The organism is Mycobacterium simulans, from assembly GCF_900232995.1.
Lineage (GTDB): Bacteria > Actinomycetota > Actinomycetes > Mycobacteriales > Mycobacteriaceae > Mycobacterium > Mycobacterium simulans.
The window spans coordinates 525,343-547,399 of the sequence record NZ_OCVX01000003.1 but is presented as its reverse complement, the minus strand read 5'-3'; the positions used below and the strand labels follow the sequence as shown (position 1 = coordinate 547,399).

Below are 22,057 nucleotides of genomic sequence, written 5' to 3'. Positions count from 1 at the left end.
GGCGGTTCGCTACCCTGTCGCTCATGCCCCGACCCGTCGCGCTGATCACTGGGCCCACTTCCGGGATCGGCGCCGGCTACGCACGCCGCTACGCGCGCGACGGCTTCGACCTGGTTCTAGTCGCCCGCGACGTCCACCGGCTGGAGCAGCTCGCGGACGAACTGGGCGGCGCGGCCGGCAACATTGAGATTCTGTCCGTTGATCTCGCCGACACCGCCGGCCGCGATAAGGTCGCCCAGCGGCTCACCGAAGGGGTTCGGGTCCTGGTGAACAATGCCGGCGTCGGCACATCCGGGGAATTCTGGACGGCCGATCCGGCCCTGCTGCAAGCGCAGCTGGACGTCAACGTGACCGCGGTGATGCACCTCACCCGGGCCGCCCTTCCGGCCATGCTCACCGCCGGCGCCGGCACTGTCATCAACATCGCCAGCGTCGCCGGTCTGCTGCCCGGAAGAGGATCGACATACTCAGGGTCGAAGGCGTGGGTGGTCGCGTTCACCGAAGGCTTGGCCAACGGGTTGGGAGGCACCGGCGTTGGGGTGCATGCGGTGTGCCCGGGATATGTCCGCACCGAATTCCACAGCAGGGCCGGCATCGACGTCGCCAAACTGCCGTCGTTTATGTGGCTCAAGGTCGACGACGTGGTCAGCCAGAGCCTGGCCGATATAGCCGCCGGCAAGGTGATCAGCATCCCCAGCACGCGGTACAAGGCGTTGGTGGTCAGCGGGCGGATGATTCCGCGAGGGCTAACACGTGCCGCCATGAAAAGGTTTGGCAGTGGCCGTGGCAGAACCTGAGCGCGAGGAGCTCGCCGAGCTGGTGCGCCGGCTGTCGGTGGTGCACGGCCGTTTCACGCTGTCGTCGGGCAAGGAGGTCGACTATTACGTCGACCTGCGCCGCGCCACCTTGAACCACCGAGCTGCCGCCTTGATCGGTCGGCTGATGCGCCAGCTCACCCAGGACTGGGACTACGCCCTCGTCGGTGGCCTGACGTTGGGTGCCGACCCGGTAGCGACCGCCATCATGCACGCGCCGGGCCGTCCGATCGACGCATTTGTGGTCCGGAAGTCGATGAAAACCTATGGCATGCAACGACTTATCGAGGGATCTGACGTTTCCGGTCAGCGGGTGCTGGTTGTCGAGGACACCAGTACGACGGGCAACTCGGCGCTGACGGCGGTGCGCGCCGTCCAAGAGGAGGGTGGCCAGGTGGTCGGCGTGGCTACTGTGGTGGACCGCGCCACGGGTGCCGCCGAGGCTATCGAAGCCGAGGGAATCCCGTACCGCAGCGTGTTGGGGCTCGCCGATCTCGGGCTGGGCTAGGCCGCCTGCCGTGCGCACACTCATTGCGTTGGCACTGGCTGTGGCTTGCTTGGCGGGTTGCACTGGTTCGAACAATTCCGGCCGCATTTACGGCGCCCAGAGCGCCCGGTTCGGTGAGTCGCTGGCAGTGCTCGGCTGGAACATGTCGGTGTCGAATCTCCGCTGGGACGGCGACTATGTGCTCGTCGACATCTCGGCTAGTGCCGCGTCGCCGACGGATCCCAAGACGCCACACGCCAAGGCCGAGGACATTCGCTATGGGCTCTACGGGGCGCTTGCCCATCCGCTCGAGTCCACCGGGCTGGGAAGCTGCGGCGACGCGATGAACCGCGTGGCCAACGTCGCTTCGCCGCTGTCGGCGCCGCCCGACCGGCTTACCGGCACGGTGTGTCTGGGTCCGCTGAAGGACCGAAGTGCGGTCCGCGGCGTGTACATCTACTCACCGCGTGATCGGATCGCCGATACCGCGGCGGCCTATCCGGCGGCATTTCCGGTGGGGCTGTTGCCGACAAAGGAAAACGACAGCGGCATGGTCGTCAAGTCCACCAGCGCCGAGGCGTGGCGCGCCGACGGTACGCCGGTGACCAAGGCCCAGCTGGGCGACCCAACGGCGTTCACCGGCAATGGCTACATGCTGCTGGGACTGGAGGCCGACGCTGTGGCGGCCCGGTATCGCGACGATTCCGCGGCCCGCGGTGGTCCCATGATGCTGCTCGCCGCACCGACTTTGCCCGGGCGCGGGCTGAGCCCGGCCTGCGCGGCATACGGGTCCTCGGTGCTGATCCTGCCCGATGCGTCGCGCGACGCGGTGCGAGTCAACACGTCGCTATGCACGCAGGGCGAAATCAACCAGGCGCTGCTGTATGCGACGGTGGCGATCGTGGGCACCCACGCCGCGGTGTGGACCACGCGATGAGTGAACCCGGGCCCACCGAATGGGGTGCTGCGGTCGGCGGTGTCGGACCGTGGGTGGGCGACCCGCCGGCCGATTCTCGGTATGACCCGAACTTGTTGCGCGAGGGTGACACTCGCAATGTCGTCGACGCCTATCGGTATTGGACCCGGGAGGCGATCATCGCCGATATCGACCGGCGCAGGCACCCGCTGCACATCGCGATCGAAAACTTCGGCCATGACGCCAACATCGGCTCGGTGGTGCGCACCGCGAACGCGTTCGCCGTCGACACCGTGCACATCGTGGGTCGTCGGCGCTGGAACCGGCGTGGTGCCATGGTGACCGATCGTTACCAGCGGTTGTGCCACCACGACAGCACCGCCGAGTTGTTGGACTTTGCTGCGGGTGCCGGTTTGACAGTGGTTGCGGTGGACAACGTTCCCGGCGCGACGCGACTGGAGGAGACCACGCTACCGCGGGAATGCCTATTGGTGTTCGGTCAGGAAGGTCCGGGCATCAGCGACGACATCCGGGCGGGCGCGGCGATCACGGTGTCGATCGCCCAGTTCGGCTCGACTCGCAGCATCAACGCCGGTGTTGCGGCCGGGATCGCGATGCATGCCTGGATTCGGCAGCACGGGGATTTCGGCCGCGCGTGGTGAGGTTCCGTCAGCGAGGTTGCGCGGGCCGCATCTTGAACGAGACCTCCAGCTTGATGCGATAGGTGATCTTGCCGTCACCGTCCACCGCCATGTCCTGCTCGATGACCCGGGCGACGCGGATGTCGTCGACGCTGTCCCGCGCCCGCTGCACCGCTTCGGCCGCGGCCTGCTCCCACGACGTAGGGCTCGTCCCAATGATGTCGATCACCTTGTACACGCTCATGGAGGTAAAGCGTATAGCTAACTCCACAACGTGACGTGAACCTTCGGGCGGAACCTTGTCACGCCGACACCGCTGCCCCGGATCATCGCCTGGATGCACCTCGGGGTGGTGATGAAGCGAACGAGTTCGGATACGGCGGGTTGGCGCGCCGACGGCGCCAAGGTGGTCGCACACCACTCGCCCGCTTTGTCCAGTCCCGGGCCGGTCACGTGGGTCAGCCGTCCGGCCGCAAGATCCTTGGCGACGGCGAAGCCGATAGTCAGCGTCGCACCGCCGACGCGCATGACCTCCTCCAGTGCAGCGGCGTCGCTCTGGAAGATCCTTTGTTGCGACTCGGGAATTGCCAAGTCGCGCAACATGGTTGCGATCTCGCCGTCCACGCTTCCGGCTGACGGGCCGAGCATCCACTGCTGCTGGCGCAACAGCCCGGGTGCCGGAATACCAACGGCTAGAGGACTTTTCGGAGCGACGACGGCGATGATCTGATACTTCAGAAAGGGCCGGACAAAGATTGCGCCGTCGGAACCAAGCGAACTCTCACTGCCCGGGCCAATGGCAATGTCGACCGCGCGCGAGCAGATCAGGTCGCGGAACTGGCTCGTCGGATGCACGCTCAACTCGACGGACAGGTCGTCGGCGCGCGACGAGAACAGCTCGATCAGGCCAGGCGCCGCGTGCTCGGCGAATGTGCTGGACGCGGCGATGCGCAATAACCGGCGGCCGTGGGCGGCCTCGGTAACCTCGATCGCCGTCTGCTGTTGCAGGCCCAAGATTTCGACCGCGCGGCTCGCCAGCCGCAGCCCGCCGGGCGTGAAGGCCAGCCCGGCACCGGTTCTGGTGAACAACTGGTCGTCGAGCTCCTTGCGCAGTGCCGCAACATGCATCGAGACTCCGGCGTCGGAAAGGCCTAGTTCCGCGGCGGCGGCTCGCACCGAGCCCAAACGCACCACCGCAGAGTAGGCCCGAAGTTGAGCCGGGGTCATGGGCTCAGCCTACTTCTGTGGCCTACGTTGGATGCGTGCGTGACGTGCTTGCCGAGCTGATGTCGGTTTGGCGCGCCGGTGACACCGCGGGGCTGGCCACCGTGGTGCGAACGATGCGGTCGGCGCCTCGTGCGCCGGGTGCCTCGATGGTGGTGGCGCCGGACGGTTCGGTGAGCGGGTCGGTGTCCGGCGGTTGCGTGGAGGGTGCCGTCTATGACCTCGCCGCAGAGGTAGCGCGCACCGGGCTGCCGCTGCTGGAACGGTACGGCGTCAGTGACGACGACGCCTTTGCCGTTGGACTGACCTGTGGCGGCATCATCGACATCTTCGTCGAGTCCGTATCGCGGGCGTCGTTTCCTGAACTTGGCGGGGTCGCCGACGACATCGGCGCCCATCGGCCGGTGGCCATCGCGACCGTCATCGCCCACCCGGATGGGCAATGGGTCGGCCGACGACTGGTGGTGCGGCCGGATACCGCAACCGGGTCGCTGGGTTCGGCGCGCGCCGACGCGGCGGTCACCGACGACGCGCGGGGTCTGCTGGCGTTGGGCCGCAACGAGATTCTCAAATACGGTCCCGACGGGCAGCGCCGCGGTGACGGCATGGAGGTGTTCGTCTCGAGCTACGCGCCGCGTCCTCGGATGCTGGTGTTCGGCGCCATCGACTTCGCCGCTGCCCTGGCGCGGCAGGGATCGTTCCTTGGCTATCGGGTTACCGTCTGCGACGCCCGTTCGGTGTTTGCTACGTCGGCGCGCTTCCCGACGGCCGACGACGTCGTCGTCGACTGGCCCCATCGCTATCTGGCCGCCGAAGCCGACGCGGGCGCGATCGACGACCGCACGGTGATCTGCGTGCTGACCCATGATCCGAAGTTCGACGTGCCGGTGCTCGAGGTGGCGCTGCGACTGCCGAAGGTCGGATACGTGGGCGCGATGGGCTCTCGGCAAACCCACGACGACCGGATGGACCGGCTGCGCGCGGTCGGGTTGACCGACGCCGAGCTGAGCCGGCTGTCCAGCCCGATCGGACTGGACCTTGGGGCGCGCACCCCCGAAGAGACCGCGGTCTCGATCGCCGCCGACATCATCGCTCGGCGGTGGGGTGGCGGGGGCCGGCCGCTGGCCGAAGTCGTCGGCCGAATCCACCATGACGCGCAGGTAGAAGACCAAAAACACGGCTAGTTAAATGATCGCTTAACTCGATATTGACGCCTATTCGATAGCGGCAGAAACTGAGCCGCATGCAAGTACCTGGCCCCTTCGAGTACGAACGCGCAACCAGTGTCGACCACGCCGTCGGACTGCTGGATCGGTTGGGGGATACGGCGCGCATAGTCGCCGGCGGACACAGCCTGCTGCCGATGATGAAACTGCGTATCGCAAACCCCGAGTACCTCGTCGATATCAACGACCTGGCGCCTGAGCTGGGGTATGTGATCACTGATCCGACGCTGGTTCGCATCGGCGCCATGACCCGCCATCGCGAGATCCTGGAGTCGGACCGGCTCGCGGCGGTGTGCCCAATTTTCCGCGATGCCGAGCGGGTGATCGCCGACCCAGTGGTGCGCAACCGCGGCACCCTCGGTGGTTCGCTGTGCCAGGCCGATCCGGCCGAGGATCTGTCGACAGTGTGCACAGTGCTGGGCGCGGTGTGTCTGGTGCGCGGTCCGTCGGGTGAACGCGAGATTGCGATCGACGACTTCCTACTGGGGCCTTACGAGACGGCGGTGGCTCCCAACGAGATCCTGATCGAAATACGAATACCGTTGCGGCACAACACGTCCAGTGCATACGCAAAGGTGGAGCGCCGGGTTGGCGATTGGGCCGTCACCGCGGCTGGGGCAAGTCTCACCCTCGATGACGACAAGGTAGCCGCCGCGCGGGTGGGACTGACTGCCGTGAATCCCAACCCGGCCGCGTTGGCGGAGCTCTCGACGGCGCTGGTCGGCCAGGAGGCCACGGAACCGACCTTCGCCGAGGCGGGCCGTCGCGCCGCCGAAGCCTGCGAGCCGGTGACCGATGTCCGCGGCACCGCGGAATACAAACGGCACCTGGCGTCCGAGCTAACCATCCGCACGCTGCGCACGGCCGCACAGCGGGTACGCAGCATCCCTGAGCCCGAAGGCAATTAAAGGAGCAAAGCTCATGCAAGTAAATCTGACCGTCAATGGCCAACCGGTCACCGCCGAAGTCGAACCTCGGATGCTGCTGGTGCATTTTCTGCGGGATCAGCTGCGGCTCACCGGAACTCACTGGGGTTGCGACACCAGCAATTGCGGCACCTGCGTGGTCGACGTGGACGGGGTTCCGGTGAAGTCATGCACCATGCTGGCCGTCATGGCATCCGGACACAGCGTCCGGACCGTCGAGGGACTCGCAGGACCGGACGGCTCTCTCGACCCGGTGCAGGAAGGGTTCATGCGGTGCCACGGCCTGCAATGCGGTTTCTGCACACCAGGAATGATGATCACCGCCCGCGCCCTGCTGGACCGCAACGCCGACCCCGATGAGGAGACTATCCGGGAGGCCATCTCCGGCCAGATCTGCCGGTGCACCGGCTATACCACCATCGTGCGGTCGATCCAATGGGCCGCGCAGCATCCCAAGACAGAGGCGCTCAGCTCATGACGACCATCGAGTCGCGTCCACCAGCACCCGAAGACCTGGTCGACAACGACCAAAAGCCGTGCGGCCACGGCCGGATGCTGCGCAAAGAGGATCCGCGGTTCATCCGTGGCCGCGGTAACTATGTCGACGACGTGTCGTTGCCGGGCATGCTGCACCTGGCGATCCTGCGTTCGCCGTATGCGCACGCCCGCATCGTCAACGTCGATGTGACGGCAGCCCTTGCCCATCCGAAGGTCAAGGCTGTTGTGACCGGCGCTGCCCTGGCCGAGAAGGGCCTGGCCTGGATGCCGACGCTGTCCAACGACGTGCAGGCGGTGCTGGCCACCGACAAGGTGCGCTTCCAAGGCCAGGAGGTGGCGTTCGTCGTTGCCGAGGACCGGTATTCGGCGCGCGACGCGCTGGAGTTGATCGACGTCGAGTACGACCCGCTGGACCCCGTCATCGATGTGCGCAAGGCGCTCGACTCGTCCGCGCCGGTCATCCGCACCGACCTCGAGGGCAAGACCGACAACCACCTTTTCGATTGGGAGACCGGCGACGCGAGCGCGACCGAAGCGGCGTTCGCGAAGGCCGACGTCGTCGTCAAGCAGGAGATCGTCTACCCCCGAGTGCACCCGGCGCCGATGGAAACCTGTGGCGCAGTGGCCGATTTGGACCCGGTCACCGGCAAGCTGACGCTATGGACCACCTCGCAGGCGCCGCATGCCCACCGGACGGTGTACGCCCTGGTGGCCGGGCTGCCCGAACACAAGATTCGGGTGATCTCGCCGGACATCGGCGGCGGGTTCGGCAACAAGGTGCCGATCTATCCCGGCTACGTGTGCGCGATCGTCGGCTCGCTGCTGTTGGGCAAGCCGGTCAAGTGGATGGAGGATCGTAGCGAGAATCTGACGTCGACGGGTTTTGCGCGCGACTACATCATGGTCGGCGAGATCGCCGCGACGAAAGAGGGCAAGATCCTGGCGATCCGGTCCAATGTGCTGGCCGATCACGGAGCCTTCAACGGCCAGGCGGCGCCATTGAAATACCCCGCCGGTTTCTTCGGGGTGTTCACCGGCAGCTACGACATCGAGGCCGCGTACTGTCATATGACCGCGGTCTACACGAACAAGGCTCCCGGGGGCGTGGCCTATGCCTGCTCGTTCCGGATCACCGAGGCGGTATATTTCGTTGAGCGGCTGGTGGATTGTCTGGCCTTCGAGCTGAAGATGGATCCGGCCGAGCTGCGACTACGAAACCTGTTGCGGCCCGAGCAATTCCCCTACAAGAGCAAGACCGGCTGGGTGTACGACTCGGGTGACTACGAGGCCACCATGCGCAAGGCCATGGGCATGCTCGGCTACGAGGCGTTACGGGCCGAGCAGCGGGAGCGGCGGGCACGGGGCGAGCTGATGGGCATCGGGATGTCATTCTTTACCGAAGCCGTCGGCGCCGGGCCCCGAAAGGACATGGACATCCTCGGCCTCGGCATGGCCGACGGCTGCGAGCTGCGAGTGCACCCGACAGGCAAAGCCGTTGTGCGGCTTTCGGTTCAGACCCAGGGTCAGGGCCACGAGACGACGTTCGCCCAGATCGTCGCCGAGGAGCTGGGTATTCCGCCCGACGACATCGACGTCGTGCACGGCGACACCGACCAGACGCCATTCGGTTTGGGGACCTACGGTAGCCGGTCCACGCCGGTTTCGGGTGCGGCCGCGGCCCTGGTGGCGCGGAAGGTCCGCGACAAGGCCAAGATCATCGCGTCGGGCATGTTGGAGGTTTCGGTCGCCGACTTGGAGTGGGAGAAGGGAGCATTCCGCGTCAAGGGTGACCCGTCGGCGTCGGTGACCATTCAGGACATCGCGATGCGCGCGCACGGCGCGGGCGATCTGCCGGAGGGCATCGAGGGCGGACTGGACGCCCAGATCTGTTACAACCCGGAGAACCTGACCTACCCATACGGCGCGTATTTCTGCGTCGTGGACGTCGATCCGGGCACCGGGGTGGTCAAGGTGCGGCGCTTCCTGGCCGTCGACGATTGCGGCACCCGTATCAACCCGATGATCATTGAGGGCCAGGTGCACGGCGGTATCGTCGACGGCATCGGCATGGCGCTGATGGAGATGATCGCCTTTGACGAGGAGGGCAACTGCCTCGGCGGCTCGTTGATGGACTATCTGATTCCGACCGCGCTCGAGGTGCCCCACCTGGAAACCGGGCATACGGTGACACCGTCGCCGCATCACCCGATCGGCGCCAAGGGCGTCGGCGAGTCGGCAACCGTTGGGTCACCGCCGGCGGTGGTCAACGCGGTGGTGGATGCGTTGGCGCCGTATGGAGTTCGGCATGCCGATATGCCCCTGACGCCGTCGCGGGTGTGGGAGGCCATGCAGGGTAGAGCTAGGCCCCCGATCTAGCAGGTGTGGATGATGATCAGTGAACGGGCTCAACAACTCGCGGCCGCGCGCACGCCGTTCGTGCGCGCGACCGTGGTACGCGCTCAACAGCCCACCTCGTCACGCCCCGGCGACGAGGCGATTCTCTTGGCGGACGGCACTATTGAGGGTTTCGTCGGTGGCCATTGCGCGCAGAACTCGGTCCGCAAGGCGGCACTGGGAGTCTTGCAGGCCGGTGAAAGTGTGTTGCTACGAGTACTTCCCGACGGCGACGTCCACTTCCCGGAGGCGCCGGGTGCTTGCGTGGTGGTCAACCCGTGTCTGTCCGGCGGCTCGTTGGAGATCTTCTTGACTCCACAGCTGCCGGCCCCGCTGATCAGGATCTACGGTGCCACGCCGATCGCCGATGCGCTGATCCAGCTGTGCGAGGTGCTCGGTTACGACGCCCGGCGCGAGGCCGATCTCGCGGATGCCACCGCTGTGGTAATTGCGAGCCACGGTGGGCCGGAAGCCGAAATCATTCGCGCCGCACTGGACAACGGCGTCGGGTATATCGGCTTGGTGGCCAGCAGGGTTCGCGGTGCGTCGATCCTCAATGACCTCGAACTGACCGACGCCGAGCGGGCCCGCATCCACACCCCGGTCGGCCTGGCCATCGGCGCCAAGACCCCGGCGGAGATCGCGGTGTCGATCGCCGCGGAATTGATAGCTACCCTGCACAACGGCGGCGCATGACCGCGCCGTGGGTCACCGGTGTGGTGCTGGCAGCAGGCGGTTCCAGCCGCCTGGGTACGCCCAAACAGCTGCTGCCATACGGGAATACGACCCTGCTCGGCGCGACGCTCGACGTCGCCCGCGGCGCCGGATTCCACCAACTGATCGTCACCCTCGGTGGTGGCGCGCAAGCGATCCGCAACCAAGTGCCGCTGGGCGGCGCCGACGTGGTGAGCTTGGACGAGCCTGAGGCGGACTACGGCACCGGCTGTTCGGCATCACTGCGTGCCGCGCTGGAACGGGTGGACCCAGACGCCGACGGCATCGTGCTAATGCTCGGCGACCAGCCTCGGGTAGACCCCGCGACGCTACAGCGAATAATCAATGAGGGCCCGCCCAACGACATCATGGTGTGCCGCTACACCGACGGCATCGGACACCCGTTCTGGTTCAGCCGCAACGTGTTCGACGACATTTCCCAACTGCATGGCGACAAGGGGGTCTGGAAGCTCATCGAGTCCGGCCGGCGCCCGGTAAGCGAACTTGCCGTCGACGGCCCGGTGCCGCTAGACGTGGACACCTGGGATGACTATCGGCGCCTACTAACATCGGTGCCGTCATGACCTTTACAAACCCCGACGACGTGGCGTGCCGATTCGACCAGCAGGACTACCTGCTCGACACCGGGACCGCGTCCGCGATCTACCTCGCGGTCACGCTCGGCAGGCCGCTGCTGCTGGAAGGCGAACCCGGTGTAGGCAAGACAACAGCGGCGAAAACCCTTGCAGCGGTGTTAGATACGCCGCTTGTGCGGCTGCAGTGCTATGAAGGGTTGACGGCAAACGAGGCGCTCTACGACTGGAATTACCAACGCCAGCTGCTGTCCATCAGATTGGCCGAGGCGCGAGGCGCGGCGATCGAAGAGGCGGATCTCTACACCGAAAAGTATCTGGTGGATCGGCCCATTCTGCGGTGCGTGCGGCACCGCGGCCCGAAACCCCCAGTGCTATTGATCGACGAAATCGACCGGGCGGACGACGAGTTCGAGGCGCTGCTACTGGAGTTCCTCGGCGAATCCGCGGTGACCGTTCCCGAGCTGGGCACCTTCGTCGCCGATCGCGCACCGATCGCCGTACTCACCTCAAACCGCAGCCGGGATCTGCACGACGCGCTGCGTCGTCGCTGCCTTTACCACTGGATCGACTATCCCGAGCCGGCCCGCGCGGCCGCGATTGTTCGGCGGACGGTGCCCGGCGCAACCGCGCCCTTGATCGCGCACGCCACCCAATTCGTCGGCAACGCACGCGATCTCGACCTGGACAAGCCGCCCGGCGTCGCCGAGACCATTGATTGGCTGGCCGCGCTCGTGTCACTGGGCGTTGCGGATCTTGTCGACCCGGCCGCGCTGGCCAGCCTGGGGGCGCTGGCGAAGACACCCGACGATCGTAATCTCATTCGTGACGCGTTTGTTGAGTACATCGGGACATGAGAGAGGACTTCAAGGATGAAGATCGCCAACCAGTTCACCGTCAGCGCGCCCATCGAGCGGGCCTGGGACGTGCTATCCGATCTGGAACAGGTGATCCCCTTGATGCCCGGGGCGCAGCTGACCGGCCATGAGGGCGACGACTACCTCGGCAAGGTCAAGGTCAAGGTCGGGCCGGTAACGAGCGAATTCAGCGGCAAGGTGCACTTCGTCGAGCAGGATCGTGACCAGCATCGCGCGATCATCGACGCCAAAGGCAAGGAGGCTCGCGGCACCGGCAACGCGGCCGCCACGGTCACTGCGCAGCTCCACGAGGCGGGGGAGTGCACTCACGTCACCGTCGACACCGACCTGAAAATCGTTGGCAAGCTGGCCCAATTCGGCAGCGGGATGCTGCAGCAGGTGTCGGAGAAGTTGTTGGGCCAATTCGTGGAGTCGCTGGAAGCCGAACTCAAAGCCCAAGGCCCCGAACCTGCTCCACCCGTGGCCGAGCCCGAGCCCATCGACCTGCTAGACCTCGCCGGTGGCGACCAGCTCAAGAAGTACGGCGCCGCGGTAGCGGCGGTGCTCGCCCTGTTGGTCCTGGTCTGGGTGCTGCGGCGCCGAGCTTGAACATGACCACCCCAGCGCTGCTGCGGGGCGTCGATCTCGCGGCGTTCGCCGCCGCGATGGTGACGCGCCTGCGCGGCGCGGGGGTACTGGTATCCGCCAGTGGCCCAGCGAGTTTCGTGCAGGCACTGCGGCAGCTGGTGCCGAAGACCCCGTCGGCACTGTACTGGGCCGCCCGGTTGACGCTGGTCAACCGGATGGAGGACCTCGGTGCGTTCGATGAGGTATTCGCTGCGGCGTTCGGCGACCTCGCTCCCGACCGCACCATGAGACTGCCGTTGCCCGGTCCCAGGACCCCCGCGACCGGCACCGTGCTCCGCGCGCCGAGCCGATCTTGCACCACCGACCAAACCCTGCCGTGGGCCACCCGTGCTGCCCCCGAGCAGGACGGCGCCGTGGCCGCCAGGCTCCAGCTCGCAGACGTGCTGCCCAGCCGTATCGCGGCCCTGGCCGAAGAACCGTTCGACCAATTCGATCCCGACGATCTGCGTCTGCTCGGCTCCTGGCTGGAGACCACCGTGGCGCGCTGGCCCCGGCGGCGCAGTCTACGGTTCGAGTCCAGCCCGCATGGCAAACGCATCGACCTGCGAAAGACGATGAGCGCGTCGCGGGCGACCGGCTGGGAGTCGGTGCGGTTGGCGCACACCCGGCCGCGGTTGCGCCCCCGACGCGTGGTCCTGGTCTGCGACGTGAGCCGCTCGATGCAGCCCTACGCCGCGATCTATCTGCATCTGATGCGCGCGGCGGTCCGGCGCCAGGCGGGGATGCGCCCCGAGGTCTTCGCGTTTTCGACATCGCTGACCCGGCTCACCTCGGTGTTGGCGCACCGCTCGGCCGAGGTGGCGATGGAACGGGCCAATGTCAAGGTGACCGACCGTTTCGGCGGCACCTCCATTGGCCGCAGCCTCGACGCGCTGCTGGCCCCGCCGCACGGCAACGCGCTGCGCGGTGCGGTGGTGATCGTCGCCTCTGACGGCTGGGACAGCGACCCGCCCGAGGTGCTGGACCGTGCGCTGGCCCGGCTGCGTCGCCGCGCTGAGACGCTGGTCTGGCTCAACCCTCGTGCGGCGCACTGCGAATACCAGCCACTGGCGGGTTCGATGGCGGCCGCGCTGCCCTATTGCGATCTGTTCCTGCCGGCGAACTCCCTGGCTGGTCTACGCGAGTTGGTCGAGGCGCTCGGTGGCGACCACCTGGCGGGAGATCGAATACCCCGGTGAATCAGTGATCGGGAGTTATTGGTGCGCAACATAAATCGGGCACGCTGCACCGTCACAACAGTCACATGTGTCGCTGCACCGGGGGACACCCGATGCGGGTTTCGAGGTGGCGTTGACCTGCAGAAGCCGACGGCACCCATGGCGCCGCTGCGCTTTCGCCATCACGTCGACCAGGCCAGCTCACGCCAACGGGCCACGGGGCGACCGGTCCCGAGTCCGCTCCGCAAGTCCTGCCAAGGTTGTTGCGGGCTGGATGAGGAGCCGGCGACGTTGATTCAGGAATCGAGGGAGAAGTAGAAAACCTGGTCTGCCCCGAATGAGGCAGGATCGGCAGGTATGGATCAGGTATGGGCCAACCGGGCGGCCAGCTCCGAAGCTGCGGGCACACAGCGGCACCTGAAACGGCTCTGGGTGCTGCCGGGCACCCAACTGGGAGTCGTGGCATATCCTCCGGATCGCAAAGACCGGCTGTTCGGCACCTGGCATTACTGGTGGCAGGCGCATCTACTGGACTGCTTGGTCGATGCGCAACTGCGGGACCCGCAGCCGCAACGGCGCACCCGGATCAATCGGCAGGTCCGCTCCCATCGGGTCCGCAACAGCTTCTCCTGGATCAACAACTACTACGACGACATGGCCTGGTTGGCGCTGGCCCTGGAACGTGCCACCCGGATAGCGGGCGTCGAGCGCAAACGTGCATTGCCGAAGCTCGCCGATGAGTTCGTCAAAGCATGGGTGCCCGAGGACGGCGGCGGCATCCCCTGGCGCAAGCAGGACCAATTCTTCAACGCGCCCGCCAACGGCCCGGCGGCGATCTTCCTGGCCCGCTATGGCGACCGGATGCGGCGGGCCCAGCAGATGGCTGACTGGATCGACGAAACCCTGATCGACCCCGTCACACACTTGGTGTTCGACGGGATCAAGGCCGGCTCGCTGGTCCGCGCGCAATACACCTACTGCCAGGGCGTGGTGCTCGGACTGGAAACCGAACTCGCCGCTCGCACCCATGACGACCGGCACGCTCCGCGCGTGCACCGACTGGTCGCCGCCGTCGGCGAACACATGGCGCCCTCGGGAGTGTTGCGGGGCGCCGGCGGCGGGGACGGCGGCCTATTCGCGGGCATCATCGCCCGATACCTCGCGCTGGTGGCGACGACGTTGCCGGGTGACTCCGCCGACGGCGTCACCACCCGCGACGCGGCCCGCGCAATAGTGCTGGCTAGCGCCAAGTCGGCGTGGGACTACCGGCAAACGCTGGACGGGTTACCGGTTTTCGGAGCGTTCTGGGACCGCGACGCCGAACTGCCCACCGCGGCCGGCAAGCAGGCGGAGTTCGTCGAGGGCGCGGTGATGAGCTCCGAAATCGCCGAGCGGGATCTCTCGGTACAGCTTTCCGGATGGATGCTGATGGAGGCCGCGCACGCGGTTTCCTGACTCAGTCGGGTAGGGCGGGCTCGGACGCGCTCCCGGCAGCGCGTCGTCGCGCCCGGTAGCCCCGCCAGGCCGCGATCAGCGCCGGCAGAATCGATAGGAACACGATGGCCAGGATGATCTTTTCCAGGTGCTGGTGTACGAACGGCACATTGCCCAGAAAGTAACCCGCCAGCGTCGCACCCGCCCCCCAGGCGATACCGCCGACGATGTCGAACCCCAGAAACACCGGATAGCGCATGTAGGACACCCCAGCGACCACCGGGGTAAACGTCCGCACGAACGGTATGAACCGGGCCAGAATGATCGCCTTTGACCCGTACTTCTCAAAAAACGCATGCGACTCGGTCACGTAACGCTTCTTGAAGAAGCGCGAGTCTTCCTTCTTGAACAGCGCCGGCCCGATACGGCGTCCGATGAAGTACGCGGTTTGGTCGCCCGCCACCGCAACCACCGCGACGGCGGGCGCCAGTACCCAAATGCTGGCCGGCGGATTGGGGTGCGCGGCCAGCAAACCCCCGGTGAACAACAGTGACTCGCCCGGTAGCAGCGGAAACAGCAAGCCGGTCTCGATGAAGACGATGATCAGGATCCCGGGCAGTACCGCGGAGCCGAAAACGCCGTCGGCGCCCAGCCAGTACATCGGGTCGAGGATGTCCCCTAGGGCCACCACCGCGGTGCTCATGACGCTTCAACATACCGGCGTTGTAATACTGATGTGACCCAGCCGTCAGGAGGAGAGTTTCATGCCCATCGCAACACCCGAGGTCTACGCCGAGATGCTGGGACGTGCCAAGGCCAACTCGTACGCCTTTCCGGCCATCAACTGCACCTCCTCGGAAACGATTAATGCCGCCATCAAGGGCTTTGCTGACGCCGGCAGCGACGGCATCATTCAGTTCTCCACCGGTGGTGCCGAATTCGGCTCCGGCCTGGGAGTCAAGGACATGGTGACCGGTGCCGTAGCGCTGGCCGAGTTCACCCACATCATCGCGGCCAAGTACCCGATCAACGTCGCGCTGCATACCGACCACTGCCCCAAAGACAAGCTCGACGGCTACGTACGGCCATTGCTGGCGATCTCGTCGGAAAGGGTGTCAAAGGGCAAGAACCCGCTGTTCCAGTCGCACATGTGGGACGGCTCGGCGGTGCCGATCGACGAGAACCTGGTGATCGCGCAGGAGCTGCTCAAGGCGGCGGCCGCCGCCAAGATCGTCTTGGAGATCGAGATCGGCGTGGTCGGCGGCGAAGAGGACGGCGTCGCCAACGAGATCAACGACAAGCTCTACACCACCCCGGATGACTTCGAGAAGACCATCGAGGCGCTGGGCGCCGGTGAGCACGGCAAGTACCTGCTGGCCGCGACGTTCGGCAACGTGCACGGCGTCTACAAGCCCGGCAACGTCAAGCTGCGCCCCGACATCCTTGCCCAGGGGCAGAAGGTTGCCGCGGCCAAGCTCGGCCTATCGGATGACGCGAAACCCTTCGACTTTGTCTTCCACGGCGGCTCAGGCTCGGAGAAGTCGGAGATCGAGGAGGCGCTGCGCTACGGCGTCGTGAAGATGAACGTCGACACCGACACCCAGTACGCGTTCACCCGCCCGATCGCCGGACACATGTTCAGCAACTACGACGGGGTGCTCAAGGTCGACGGTGAAGTGGGCGTCAAGAAGGTCTACGACCCGCGCAGCTATCTCAAGAAGGCCGAAGCCTCCATGACCGAACGGGTTATCGAAGCCTGCAACGACCTGCACTGCGCGGGCAAGTCCCTGAGCGGTTAGCTAGTTGCTGGGGGCTTGGCAGATCTTCCACTGATCGTCGCGGAACTGCAGGTCAAGGCTGCGTGTCGAGCGAACCTGTGGATCGAAGGCCATGAACGTGGTGATGTTGGCCTCGGCGTGCTGGCCGTTGACGACGATCTGATCGATGCTGGCGATGACCGGATACTGCTTGGCCGCCGAAACCCGGCTATAGGTTTCGGCCCAGGCCTTTTCGTCGTACTCCACGTAGCCATCGCGGGTGGTGCCGCAGGTGATGCTGCGCAGCGCGGTCAGGTCGCCGGTCTGGATCGCGATGTCAAAGCTCTGGATGGTGTGACGCACCTGGTCTTCCTGCGAAACCTTCGAATGCTTGGTGCGGGTCAGCAGGACGGTTCCCAGGATGGCGATCGCCGCCAACGCCAAGACGATCACCACGATCGCCAGTACCCAGCCCCACTTATGTTGCCTGGAGGTCGGCGGCTTCATCCCGCCTCGTGGTGGGATCGATTGTGGCACAGCTGTTTTCGGAGGCATTCCGGGCGGCGGTGGTGGTGGACCACCGGGCGCCGGGTGGGTTTGGAACACTTCGGTGGCGGCCTCCGGGGCCGTGGCGATGATCTGGGTCTCTTTTGCGTCGAAGCCCGGCGCGGTGAAGCGGCGTTCGCGCGGCCCCTCCGGATTGACGGGCTCGGGATCGCTCTGCGCATCGGGTTTGCTGATCACCACGGTCTCGGTTTCCGAGTCCGGCGGAATCAACGGAGCGTCTGTGCCGGGGTCCGTCGTCTGCTCGTCGTCCGGTTCGCCCGTGGATTCGGTGCCCTCGCGGTCGGGCTCGGGTGCGTTAGGCATGAGGCGAGCTTAGCGACCGCACAGCCGCTGCGCGGAACGGCACAATAGAGCCCATGACGCAGATGGGTGACCTCCTGGGACCTGATCCGATCCTGCTGCCTGGCGACAGCGACGCCGAAGCGGAGCTGCTCGCCAACAAAAACCCGAGCATCGTCGCCGCCGCGCATCCGGCGGCGTCGGTGGCCTGGGCGGCACTCGCCGAAGAGGCGCTAGCTGACGACAAGGCCATCACGGCCTATGCATATGCCCGTACCGGTTATCACCGCGGGCTGGACCAACTGCGCCGCAACGGGTGGCGGGGGTTTGGACCGGTGCCGTATTCCCACGAACCGAACCGGGGTTTCTTGCGCTGTGTTGCCGCGCTGGCGCGTGCGGCCGACGCTATCGGCGAGACCGATGAGGTGGGACGCTGCCTGGATCTGCTCGACGATTGCGACCCGGCAGCTCGCCCAGCTTTGGGTCTTTAAGGGCTCTAGAACGCTTCCGAACAGTGGGCGTCGCCGTCCGCGGAATCGACCTGCACGGTGGCGTGATCCAGGCCATGTGCGTGCAGCACCGCGCGCGCGTCCTGTAGCACCCTGGCGGAGTCGCCGTCACTGGTCAGGTGCGCGGTGACGATGTCTTTGCCCGGTGACAGCGTCCACACATGCAGGTCGTGCACGTCGGTCACGCCGGGAACGGCGTGCAACGCCGAACGCAGCTCAGCCACGTTGATGTGGCTCGGCGACGACTCGGAAAGGATCCGCAGCGCGGCGCGGGCCAGCAAGATGGCCCGGGGCAGCACCCAGAGCGCGACCAGCACGGCCACCACCACGTCGGCGTAGGGCCAGTGTGTCGTGATGGTCACCACACCGGCGATCAACACGCCTAAGCTGCCGACGGTATCGGCGACGACTTCCATGTAGGCGCCCTTGACCGCAAGGCTGCCCTCGGCGTGCGAGCGCAGCAGGAGGGCTACCACGAGGTTGGCGGACAGGCCGGCCAGGGCCACCACGACCATCGGCACGCCGGGGATCGACGGCGCATCGCTGAGCCGGTCGATCGCTTCGAAAAGGATGAACACCGAGACCCCGACCAGCAGCACCGCGTTGGCCACCGCGGTGAACACCTCGGCGCGATGCCAGCCGTACGTGCGGTCGGGCGACGAGCTGCCCCGCCTGGCCAGTACGACGGCGGCCAGCCCCATGAACACGGCAACCACGTCGGTGAGCATGTGCCCGGCGTCGGCCAGCAGCGCAATCGAATTGATCAGCAACGAGGTGGTCAGTTCGACGACGAAGAACGTCGCCAGAATCCCCGCGGCAATGATCATCCGCGGAATCATCCGAGACGCGTCCGCCTCGGCGGGTGTGTGACTGTGACCGGCGCCCATCGCGAGTAATATATGCGTGTTATCGCATATATTGCAATAGCGTGGTCAGAACCAGATGCTCCAGAAGCGGGTAAGGGGGCTACCCGCGGACGCCAGCCAGTGCGGAACGCCCGACAGCTCAAATAGCGAATACACAATCCCGAAGAACCAGCGGCTAAGTGCGGGTGCCAAGAACAGGAACAGCAGAAAAATCATGCCGAACTGCTTTGCCGGTGCCAGCGCGCGCTGCGTCTCAGGACTCAGATGGGGCTCTAGCGCGTCGTAGCCGTCGAGACCCGGGATCGGGAGCAGGTTCAACACCACCGCGGTGAGCTGAAGGAACCCCAGGAAGGCCACGCCAGCCCACAAGACCGCGTGCGCCGGGTCGTACAGCAACCGGGTGGCCACCAGCAGCAGCACCGCCAGCAGCAGATTGATCGTCGCTCCGGCCAAACTGACCAGGGTTCGGCGGGTAGCCGACATGAACCACGTCCGCACGTATACCGCGCCGCCGGGCAGGCCTATCCCGCCCAGCGCGATGAACAACATCGGCACTCCGAGCGAAAGCATCGGATGGCTATAGCGCCGCGGGTCCAGCGTCAGATAGCCGCGCACTGCGACATCGTGGTCGCCGAAGCGCCACGCGGTGAACGCGTGCCCGAACTCATGCAGGCACAGCGACACCAGCCAGCCCGCGATCACGAAGGTGAACACCCCGGCATAGGCCAGGGGCCGCACGCTCGCGCCAGCCACCCAAGCCAGCGCGCCCCCGACTGCCGTTAATACGACCAGGCCCAGAAAGATCGGGCTGGGTCGCACCGACTCGCGCGCACCCCTTTCTCTCACCTCTCGAAAACCTACCGGACCAGCAGCCAGCCCTCGACGTTGCGGTAGAACGTCGATCGGCGCGCTGTGCGGGGTGCGAGGAGGCCGTCACGTAGCACCGCGGCACCGGTGGTGCCCAGCTGGGCGGCGCGCCCGCTAGTCCACCGGCCGCCGTTGACGCGGGCTCGCAGGCCAGGGACAGCCAGCGTCGGCTCGATGCACACCCCGGCAACTTCACCATCGAACAGGACGGTGTCGTCAACGACCGCCTCCCCGCGGATCGCGGGCTGGTCACCGGCCGGCAGCCACCGTGCCCGACCCACGATCACCGACCCGGTCTCGTCGCGGATCAGCGGTACGCGCTGCGCGACGCCACGCCGCGCGCGCCGCGCAGCGCGGCGCCCGGCCGGCAACCGGTAGACCCGGGTAGCGGCGGTGCGCCGACACGGCGCATAAGCCACCTCGACGTCGAGTCGATCCGCTCGCAGCAGCCGGGTCAGCATCGTCGCCAGGTCCGTGTCGCAACCGACCACCACCACACGACGGTAGGGGCCAATAGCGCTGTCCGGGTCGTCTCGATGTGCCGGCAAACCGATCAACGGCCGCGGCGTGCAGGCGTCACCAAACAGCAACACCGCCACGCTCGGGGCGTTCTCACCCGTTTTCATGACACTCCTCGTTAACCGCTGGGTAGGGTAGGTCACCGGCTGGACCACAATAGGCGGCGTAATCCGCGAGAGCAGGTGGGAGCAAGGCATGCCGGCAGTCGTCCTCATCGGCGCCCAGTGGGGCGACGAGGGCAAGGGTAAGGCCACTGATCTCCTCGGTGGGCGGGTGCAATGGGTGGTCCGCTATCAGGGCGGCAACAACGCCGGGCACACCGTCGTCCTGCCCACCGGCGAGAACTTCGCGTTGCATCTCATCCCGTCGGGGGTGCTGACGCCCGGGGTCACCAACGTCATCGGCAACGGCGTGGTGATAGACCCCGGTGTCCTGCTCGATGAGCTGCAGGGGCTGGCCGACCGCGGCGTGGACACCTCCAAGCTGCTGATCTCCGCCGACGCGCACTTGCTCATGCCCTACCACGTCGCCATCGACAAGGTCACCGAGCGCTACATGGGCAGCAAGAAGATCGGCACCACCGGCCGTGGCATCGGGCCCTGCTATCAGGACAAGGTTGCGCGCATGGGAATCCGGGTAGCCGACGTGCTCAACCCGGAACAGCTGACCCATAAGGTGACGGCCGCGCTGGAATTCAAGAACCAAGTGCTGGTCAAGATCTACAACCGCAAGGCGCTGGAACCGGCGCAGGTCGTGGATGCGCTGCTGGAGCAGGCCGACGGCTTCCGGCACCGCATCGCCGACACCCGCCTGCTCCTCAACGCCGCCCTGGAGGCCGGCGAGACCGTGTTGCTGGAAGGCTCCCAAGGCACTCTGCTCGATGTGGATCACGGCACCTACCCGTACGTGACGTCGTCGAATCCGACGGCAGGCGGCGCAGCCGTCGGCTCCGGCATCGGCCCGACCCGGATCACCACGGTGCTCGGGATCCTCAAGGCCTACACCACCAGGGTGGGATCCGGCCCGTTCCCCACCGAGCTGTTCGACGAGCACGGCGAATATCTGTCCAAGACCGGTGGCGAATTCGGTGTCACAACCGGACGGCGTCGGCGCTGCGGCTGGTTCGACGCCGTCATCGCGCGCTACGCCACCCGGGTCAATGGCATCACCGACTACTTCCTGACCAAGCTCGATGTGCTGTCCAGCCTGGAAACGGTGCCGGTCTGCGTCGGGTACGAGATCGACGGCAAGCGCACCCACGACATGCCCATGACCCAGAGCGACCTTTGTCGTGCCCAGCCCGTGTATGAGGAGCTGCCGGGCTGGTGGGAGGACATCTCGACGGCAAGGGAATTCAACGACCTGCCGGCCAAGGCGCGTGATTATGTATTGCGACTGGAAGAGCTTGCCGGAGCACCGGTTTCGTGCATCGGTGTAGGTCCGGGACGGGATCAGACCATCGTGCGCCGCGACATCCTGCAGGCCCGCCCGTGACCCACTATTCTTCCTTCGGGTCCGAAGTGCGCCCAGAAGATGAAGATCCTGAATACGAACACCACGGCGGCTTCCCGGAATACGGCCCTGCCAGCCCCGGCGCGGGTTTTCGGCAATTCGTGGCGACCATGCGCCTGTTGCAGGACTTGGCGGTGTCGGCCGATCCCGGTGACGACGTCTGGGACGAAGCGGCCGAGCGCGCCGCCGCGCTCGTTGAGTTGCTCGGCCCATTTCAGGCCGAAGAAGGCAAGGCGCCCGCGGGGCGAACCCCCGACATGCCCGGTATGGGCAGCCTGCTGCTGCCGCCGTGGACGTTGACCCGCTACGAACCCGACGGCGTCGAGATGACCGGATCTTTCAGCAGGTTCCACGTCGGGGGTAACTCCGCGGTGCACGGCGGTGTGCTGCCGCTGCTGTTTGACCACATGTTCGGCATGATTTCGCATGCGGCCGGACGGCCGATCAGCCGGACGGCGTTTCTGCACGTCGATTACCGCAAGATCACCCCGATCGATGTGCCGTTGGTGATCCGCGGGCGGGTCACCAGGACCGAGGGTCGCAAGGCATTCGTGTCGGCGGAGTTGCTGGAATCGGTCGACAGCGACGAGACGGTGTTGGCCGAAGGCAACGGCCTAATGGTGCGGCTGCTGCCCGGCCAGCCCTAGCGTT

The 22,057-nt window shown here is 66.2% G+C and carries 25 protein-coding genes; 18 read left to right on the top strand and 7 right to left on the bottom strand.

Features of this window, described 5'->3' with window-relative positions; genetic code table 11:
• Positions 1-23 precede the first annotated feature (23 nt).
• The 4 genes from MSIMFI_RS03350 to MSIMFI_RS03335 are packed head-to-tail and all read left to right on the top strand — an operon-like array spanning position 24 to position 2,880.
• Positions 24-797, top strand: coding sequence for an SDR family NAD(P)-dependent oxidoreductase (locus MSIMFI_RS03350; protein ID WP_191496124.1), 774 nt, complete (start codon positions 24-26; stop codon positions 795-797).
• Positions 784-1,323 carry an orotate phosphoribosyltransferase gene (gene pyrE, locus MSIMFI_RS03345; protein WP_191496123.1) on the top strand — a complete coding sequence of 180 codons (540 nt, stop codon included), beginning with the start codon at positions 784-786 and terminating at the stop codon, positions 1,321-1,323. Before MSIMFI_RS03350 ends, pyrE begins: the two co-directional genes overlap by 14 nt.
• Positions 1,324-1,333: 10 nt before the next feature.
• Complete coding sequence (locus tag MSIMFI_RS03340) at positions 1,334-2,239, top strand: hypothetical protein (RefSeq protein WP_191496122.1); 906 nt, start codon at positions 1,334-1,336, stop codon at positions 2,237-2,239.
• Positions 2,236-2,880: a TrmH family RNA methyltransferase gene (locus tag MSIMFI_RS03335; RefSeq protein ID WP_191496121.1), complete on the top strand. Its 645-nt coding sequence runs from the start codon at positions 2,236-2,238 to the stop codon at positions 2,878-2,880. Before MSIMFI_RS03340 ends, MSIMFI_RS03335 begins: the two co-directional genes overlap by 4 nt.
• A 7-nt stretch (positions 2,881-2,887) precedes the next feature.
• Here the strand turns inward: MSIMFI_RS03335 and secE2 are convergent, their stop codons facing one another.
• Complete coding sequence (secE2, locus tag MSIMFI_RS03330) at positions 2,888-3,103, bottom strand: calcium dodecin (protein WP_085252130.1); 216 nt, start codon at positions 3,101-3,103, stop codon at positions 2,888-2,890.
• A gap of 17 nt (positions 3,104-3,120) precedes the next feature.
• Positions 3,121-4,086 (bottom strand): LysR family transcriptional regulator, encoded by a 966-nt coding sequence (locus MSIMFI_RS03325; protein ID WP_191496120.1) that lies wholly within the window; start codon positions 4,084-4,086, stop codon positions 3,121-3,123.
• Between the two features lie 35 nt (positions 4,087-4,121).
• Between MSIMFI_RS03325 and MSIMFI_RS03320 the strand changes: the two genes are divergently transcribed.
• The 10 genes from MSIMFI_RS03320 to MSIMFI_RS03275 all read left to right on the top strand — a co-directional run bounded on the left by MSIMFI_RS03320 (position 4,122) and on the right by MSIMFI_RS03275 (position 14,551).
• Positions 4,122-5,267, top strand: coding sequence for an XdhC family protein (locus MSIMFI_RS03320; RefSeq protein ID WP_191496119.1), 1,146 nt, complete (start codon positions 4,122-4,124; stop codon positions 5,265-5,267).
• Between the two features lie 59 nt (positions 5,268-5,326).
• Positions 5,327-6,217 carry an FAD binding domain-containing protein gene (locus MSIMFI_RS03315; protein ID WP_191496118.1) on the top strand — a complete coding sequence of 297 codons (891 nt, stop codon included), beginning with the start codon at positions 5,327-5,329 and terminating at the stop codon, positions 6,215-6,217.
• Positions 6,218-6,230: 13 nt separating this feature from the next.
• Positions 6,231-6,713 (top strand): (2Fe-2S)-binding protein, encoded by a 483-nt coding sequence (locus MSIMFI_RS03310; RefSeq protein ID WP_191496117.1) that lies wholly within the window; start codon positions 6,231-6,233, stop codon positions 6,711-6,713.
• Positions 6,710-9,109: an aerobic carbon-monoxide dehydrogenase large subunit gene (locus tag MSIMFI_RS03305; RefSeq protein WP_191496116.1), complete on the top strand. Its 2,400-nt coding sequence runs from the start codon at positions 6,710-6,712 to the stop codon at positions 9,107-9,109. Before MSIMFI_RS03310 ends, MSIMFI_RS03305 begins: the two co-directional genes overlap by 4 nt.
• A gap of 9 nt (positions 9,110-9,118) precedes the next feature.
• Positions 9,119-9,823, top strand: coding sequence for an XdhC family protein (locus MSIMFI_RS03300; RefSeq protein ID WP_191496115.1), 705 nt, complete (start codon positions 9,119-9,121; stop codon positions 9,821-9,823).
• Positions 9,820-10,425 carry a nucleotidyltransferase family protein gene (locus MSIMFI_RS03295; protein WP_191496114.1) on the top strand — a complete coding sequence of 202 codons (606 nt, stop codon included), beginning with the start codon at positions 9,820-9,822 and terminating at the stop codon, positions 10,423-10,425. Before MSIMFI_RS03300 ends, MSIMFI_RS03295 begins: the two co-directional genes overlap by 4 nt.
• Positions 10,422-11,291, top strand: coding sequence for an AAA family ATPase (locus MSIMFI_RS03290; RefSeq protein ID WP_191496113.1), 870 nt, complete (start codon positions 10,422-10,424; stop codon positions 11,289-11,291). The genes MSIMFI_RS03295 and MSIMFI_RS03290 overlap by 4 nt, the downstream gene beginning before the upstream one ends.
• A gap of 15 nt (positions 11,292-11,306) precedes the next feature.
• Entirely contained in the window at positions 11,307-11,900 is a 594-nt protein-coding gene (locus MSIMFI_RS03285; RefSeq protein ID WP_191496112.1) for an SRPBCC family protein, read from the top strand.
• A gap of 2 nt (positions 11,901-11,902) precedes the next feature.
• Positions 11,903-13,117, top strand: a complete 1,215-nt coding sequence (locus MSIMFI_RS03280) for a vWA domain-containing protein (RefSeq protein ID WP_191496111.1) — start codon at positions 11,903-11,905, stop codon at positions 13,115-13,117.
• A 336-nt stretch (positions 13,118-13,453) separates the two neighbouring features.
• Positions 13,454-14,551, top strand: a complete 1,098-nt coding sequence (locus MSIMFI_RS03275; RefSeq protein WP_191496110.1) for a glycoside hydrolase family 76 protein — start codon at positions 13,454-13,456, stop codon at positions 14,549-14,551.
• 1 nt (position 14,552) lies between these two features.
• Here MSIMFI_RS03275 and MSIMFI_RS03270 read toward each other — a convergent pair whose 3' ends face one another.
• Entirely contained in the window at positions 14,553-15,233 is a 681-nt protein-coding gene (locus MSIMFI_RS03270) for a VTT domain-containing protein (RefSeq protein ID WP_191496109.1), read from the bottom strand.
• A 61-nt stretch (positions 15,234-15,294) separates the two neighbouring features.
• Between MSIMFI_RS03270 and fbaA the strand changes: the two genes are divergently transcribed.
• Positions 15,295-16,329, top strand: coding sequence for a class II fructose-bisphosphate aldolase (fbaA, locus tag MSIMFI_RS03265; protein WP_191496108.1), 1,035 nt, complete (start codon positions 15,295-15,297; stop codon positions 16,327-16,329).
• Here fbaA and MSIMFI_RS03260 read toward each other — a convergent pair whose 3' ends face one another.
• Positions 16,330-17,157, bottom strand: a complete 828-nt coding sequence (locus MSIMFI_RS03260; RefSeq protein ID WP_191496107.1) for an Rv0361 family membrane protein — start codon at positions 17,155-17,157, stop codon at positions 16,330-16,332.
• A 53-nt stretch (positions 17,158-17,210) separates the two neighbouring features.
• Between MSIMFI_RS03260 and MSIMFI_RS03255 the strand changes: the two genes are divergently transcribed.
• The gene (locus MSIMFI_RS03255; protein ID WP_191496106.1) at positions 17,211-17,624 is read left to right on the top strand and encodes a DUF3151 domain-containing protein; all 414 of its coding nucleotides are present in this window, start codon (positions 17,211-17,213) and stop codon (positions 17,622-17,624) included.
• 5 nt (positions 17,625-17,629) lie between these two features.
• Here MSIMFI_RS03255 and MSIMFI_RS03250 read toward each other — a convergent pair whose 3' ends face one another.
• Genes MSIMFI_RS03250 through MSIMFI_RS03240 form a run of 3 tightly spaced genes read right to left on the bottom strand, consistent with a single transcriptional unit; the run spans position 17,630 to position 20,001 of the window.
• Entirely contained in the window at positions 17,630-18,529 is a 900-nt protein-coding gene (locus MSIMFI_RS03250) for a cation diffusion facilitator family transporter (protein ID WP_191496105.1), read from the bottom strand.
• A 45-nt stretch (positions 18,530-18,574) separates the two neighbouring features.
• Entirely contained in the window at positions 18,575-19,354 is a 780-nt protein-coding gene (locus MSIMFI_RS03245; RefSeq protein WP_191496104.1) for a site-2 protease family protein, read from the bottom strand.
• A gap of 11 nt (positions 19,355-19,365) precedes the next feature.
• Positions 19,366-20,001 (bottom strand): peptidase M50, encoded by a 636-nt coding sequence (locus MSIMFI_RS03240; RefSeq protein ID WP_191496103.1) that lies wholly within the window; start codon positions 19,999-20,001, stop codon positions 19,366-19,368.
• Between the two features lie 88 nt (positions 20,002-20,089).
• Between MSIMFI_RS03240 and MSIMFI_RS03235 the strand changes: the two genes are divergently transcribed.
• Together MSIMFI_RS03235 and MSIMFI_RS03230 are read left to right on the top strand one after the other, a co-directional pair.
• Positions 20,090-21,388, top strand: a complete 1,299-nt coding sequence (locus tag MSIMFI_RS03235; RefSeq protein ID WP_191496102.1) for an adenylosuccinate synthase — start codon at positions 20,090-20,092, stop codon at positions 21,386-21,388.
• A 26-nt stretch (positions 21,389-21,414) separates the two neighbouring features.
• Positions 21,415-22,053: a PaaI family thioesterase gene (locus MSIMFI_RS03230; protein WP_191497997.1), complete on the top strand. Its 639-nt coding sequence runs from the start codon at positions 21,415-21,417 to the stop codon at positions 22,051-22,053.
• Positions 22,054-22,057: the final 4 nt, after the last annotated feature.

What these genes read in the sequence shown, in the direction of transcription:
- MSIMFI_RS03350 (WP_191496124.1), top strand. Translation starts at nt 24, where the DNA reads ATGCCCCGACCCGTCGCGCTGATCACTGGGCCCACTTCCGGGATCGGC.
- MSIMFI_RS03335 (WP_191496121.1), top strand. Translation starts at nt 2,236, where the DNA reads ATGAGTGAACCCGGGCCCACCGAATGGGGTGCTGCGGTCGGCGGTGTC.
- secE2 (WP_085252130.1), bottom strand. Translation starts at nt 3,103, where the DNA reads ATGAGCGTGTACAAGGTGATCGACATCATTGGGACGAGCCCTACGTCG.
- MSIMFI_RS03325 (WP_191496120.1), bottom strand. Translation starts at nt 4,086, where the DNA reads ATGACCCCGGCTCAACTTCGGGCCTACTCTGCGGTGGTGCGTTTGGGC.
- MSIMFI_RS03315 (WP_191496118.1), top strand. Translation starts at nt 5,327, where the DNA reads ATGCAAGTACCTGGCCCCTTCGAGTACGAACGCGCAACCAGTGTCGAC.
- MSIMFI_RS03310 (WP_191496117.1), top strand. Translation starts at nt 6,231, where the DNA reads ATGCAAGTAAATCTGACCGTCAATGGCCAACCGGTCACCGCCGAAGTC.
- MSIMFI_RS03305 (WP_191496116.1), top strand. Translation starts at nt 6,710, where the DNA reads ATGACGACCATCGAGTCGCGTCCACCAGCACCCGAAGACCTGGTCGAC.
- MSIMFI_RS03300 (WP_191496115.1), top strand. Translation starts at nt 9,119, where the DNA reads ATGATGATCAGTGAACGGGCTCAACAACTCGCGGCCGCGCGCACGCCG.
- MSIMFI_RS03295 (WP_191496114.1), top strand. Translation starts at nt 9,820, where the DNA reads ATGACCGCGCCGTGGGTCACCGGTGTGGTGCTGGCAGCAGGCGGTTCC.
- MSIMFI_RS03290 (WP_191496113.1), top strand. Translation starts at nt 10,422, where the DNA reads ATGACCTTTACAAACCCCGACGACGTGGCGTGCCGATTCGACCAGCAG.
- MSIMFI_RS03285 (WP_191496112.1), top strand. Translation starts at nt 11,307, where the DNA reads ATGAAGATCGCCAACCAGTTCACCGTCAGCGCGCCCATCGAGCGGGCC.
- MSIMFI_RS03280 (WP_191496111.1), top strand. Translation starts at nt 11,903, where the DNA reads ATGACCACCCCAGCGCTGCTGCGGGGCGTCGATCTCGCGGCGTTCGCC.
- MSIMFI_RS03275 (WP_191496110.1), top strand. Translation starts at nt 13,454, where the DNA reads ATGGATCAGGTATGGGCCAACCGGGCGGCCAGCTCCGAAGCTGCGGGC.
- MSIMFI_RS03270 (WP_191496109.1), bottom strand. Translation starts at nt 15,233, where the DNA reads ATGAGCACCGCGGTGGTGGCCCTAGGGGACATCCTCGACCCGATGTAC.
- fbaA (WP_191496108.1), top strand. Translation starts at nt 15,295, where the DNA reads ATGCCCATCGCAACACCCGAGGTCTACGCCGAGATGCTGGGACGTGCC.
- MSIMFI_RS03260 (WP_191496107.1), bottom strand. Translation starts at nt 17,157, where the DNA reads ATGCCTAACGCACCCGAGCCCGACCGCGAGGGCACCGAATCCACGGGC.
- MSIMFI_RS03255 (WP_191496106.1), top strand. Translation starts at nt 17,211, where the DNA reads ATGACGCAGATGGGTGACCTCCTGGGACCTGATCCGATCCTGCTGCCT.
- MSIMFI_RS03250 (WP_191496105.1), bottom strand. Translation starts at nt 18,529, where the DNA reads ATGGGCGCCGGTCACAGTCACACACCCGCCGAGGCGGACGCGTCTCGG.
- MSIMFI_RS03240 (WP_191496103.1), bottom strand. Translation starts at nt 20,001, where the DNA reads ATGAAAACGGGTGAGAACGCCCCGAGCGTGGCGGTGTTGCTGTTTGGT.
- MSIMFI_RS03235 (WP_191496102.1), top strand. Translation starts at nt 20,090, where the DNA reads ATGCCGGCAGTCGTCCTCATCGGCGCCCAGTGGGGCGACGAGGGCAAG.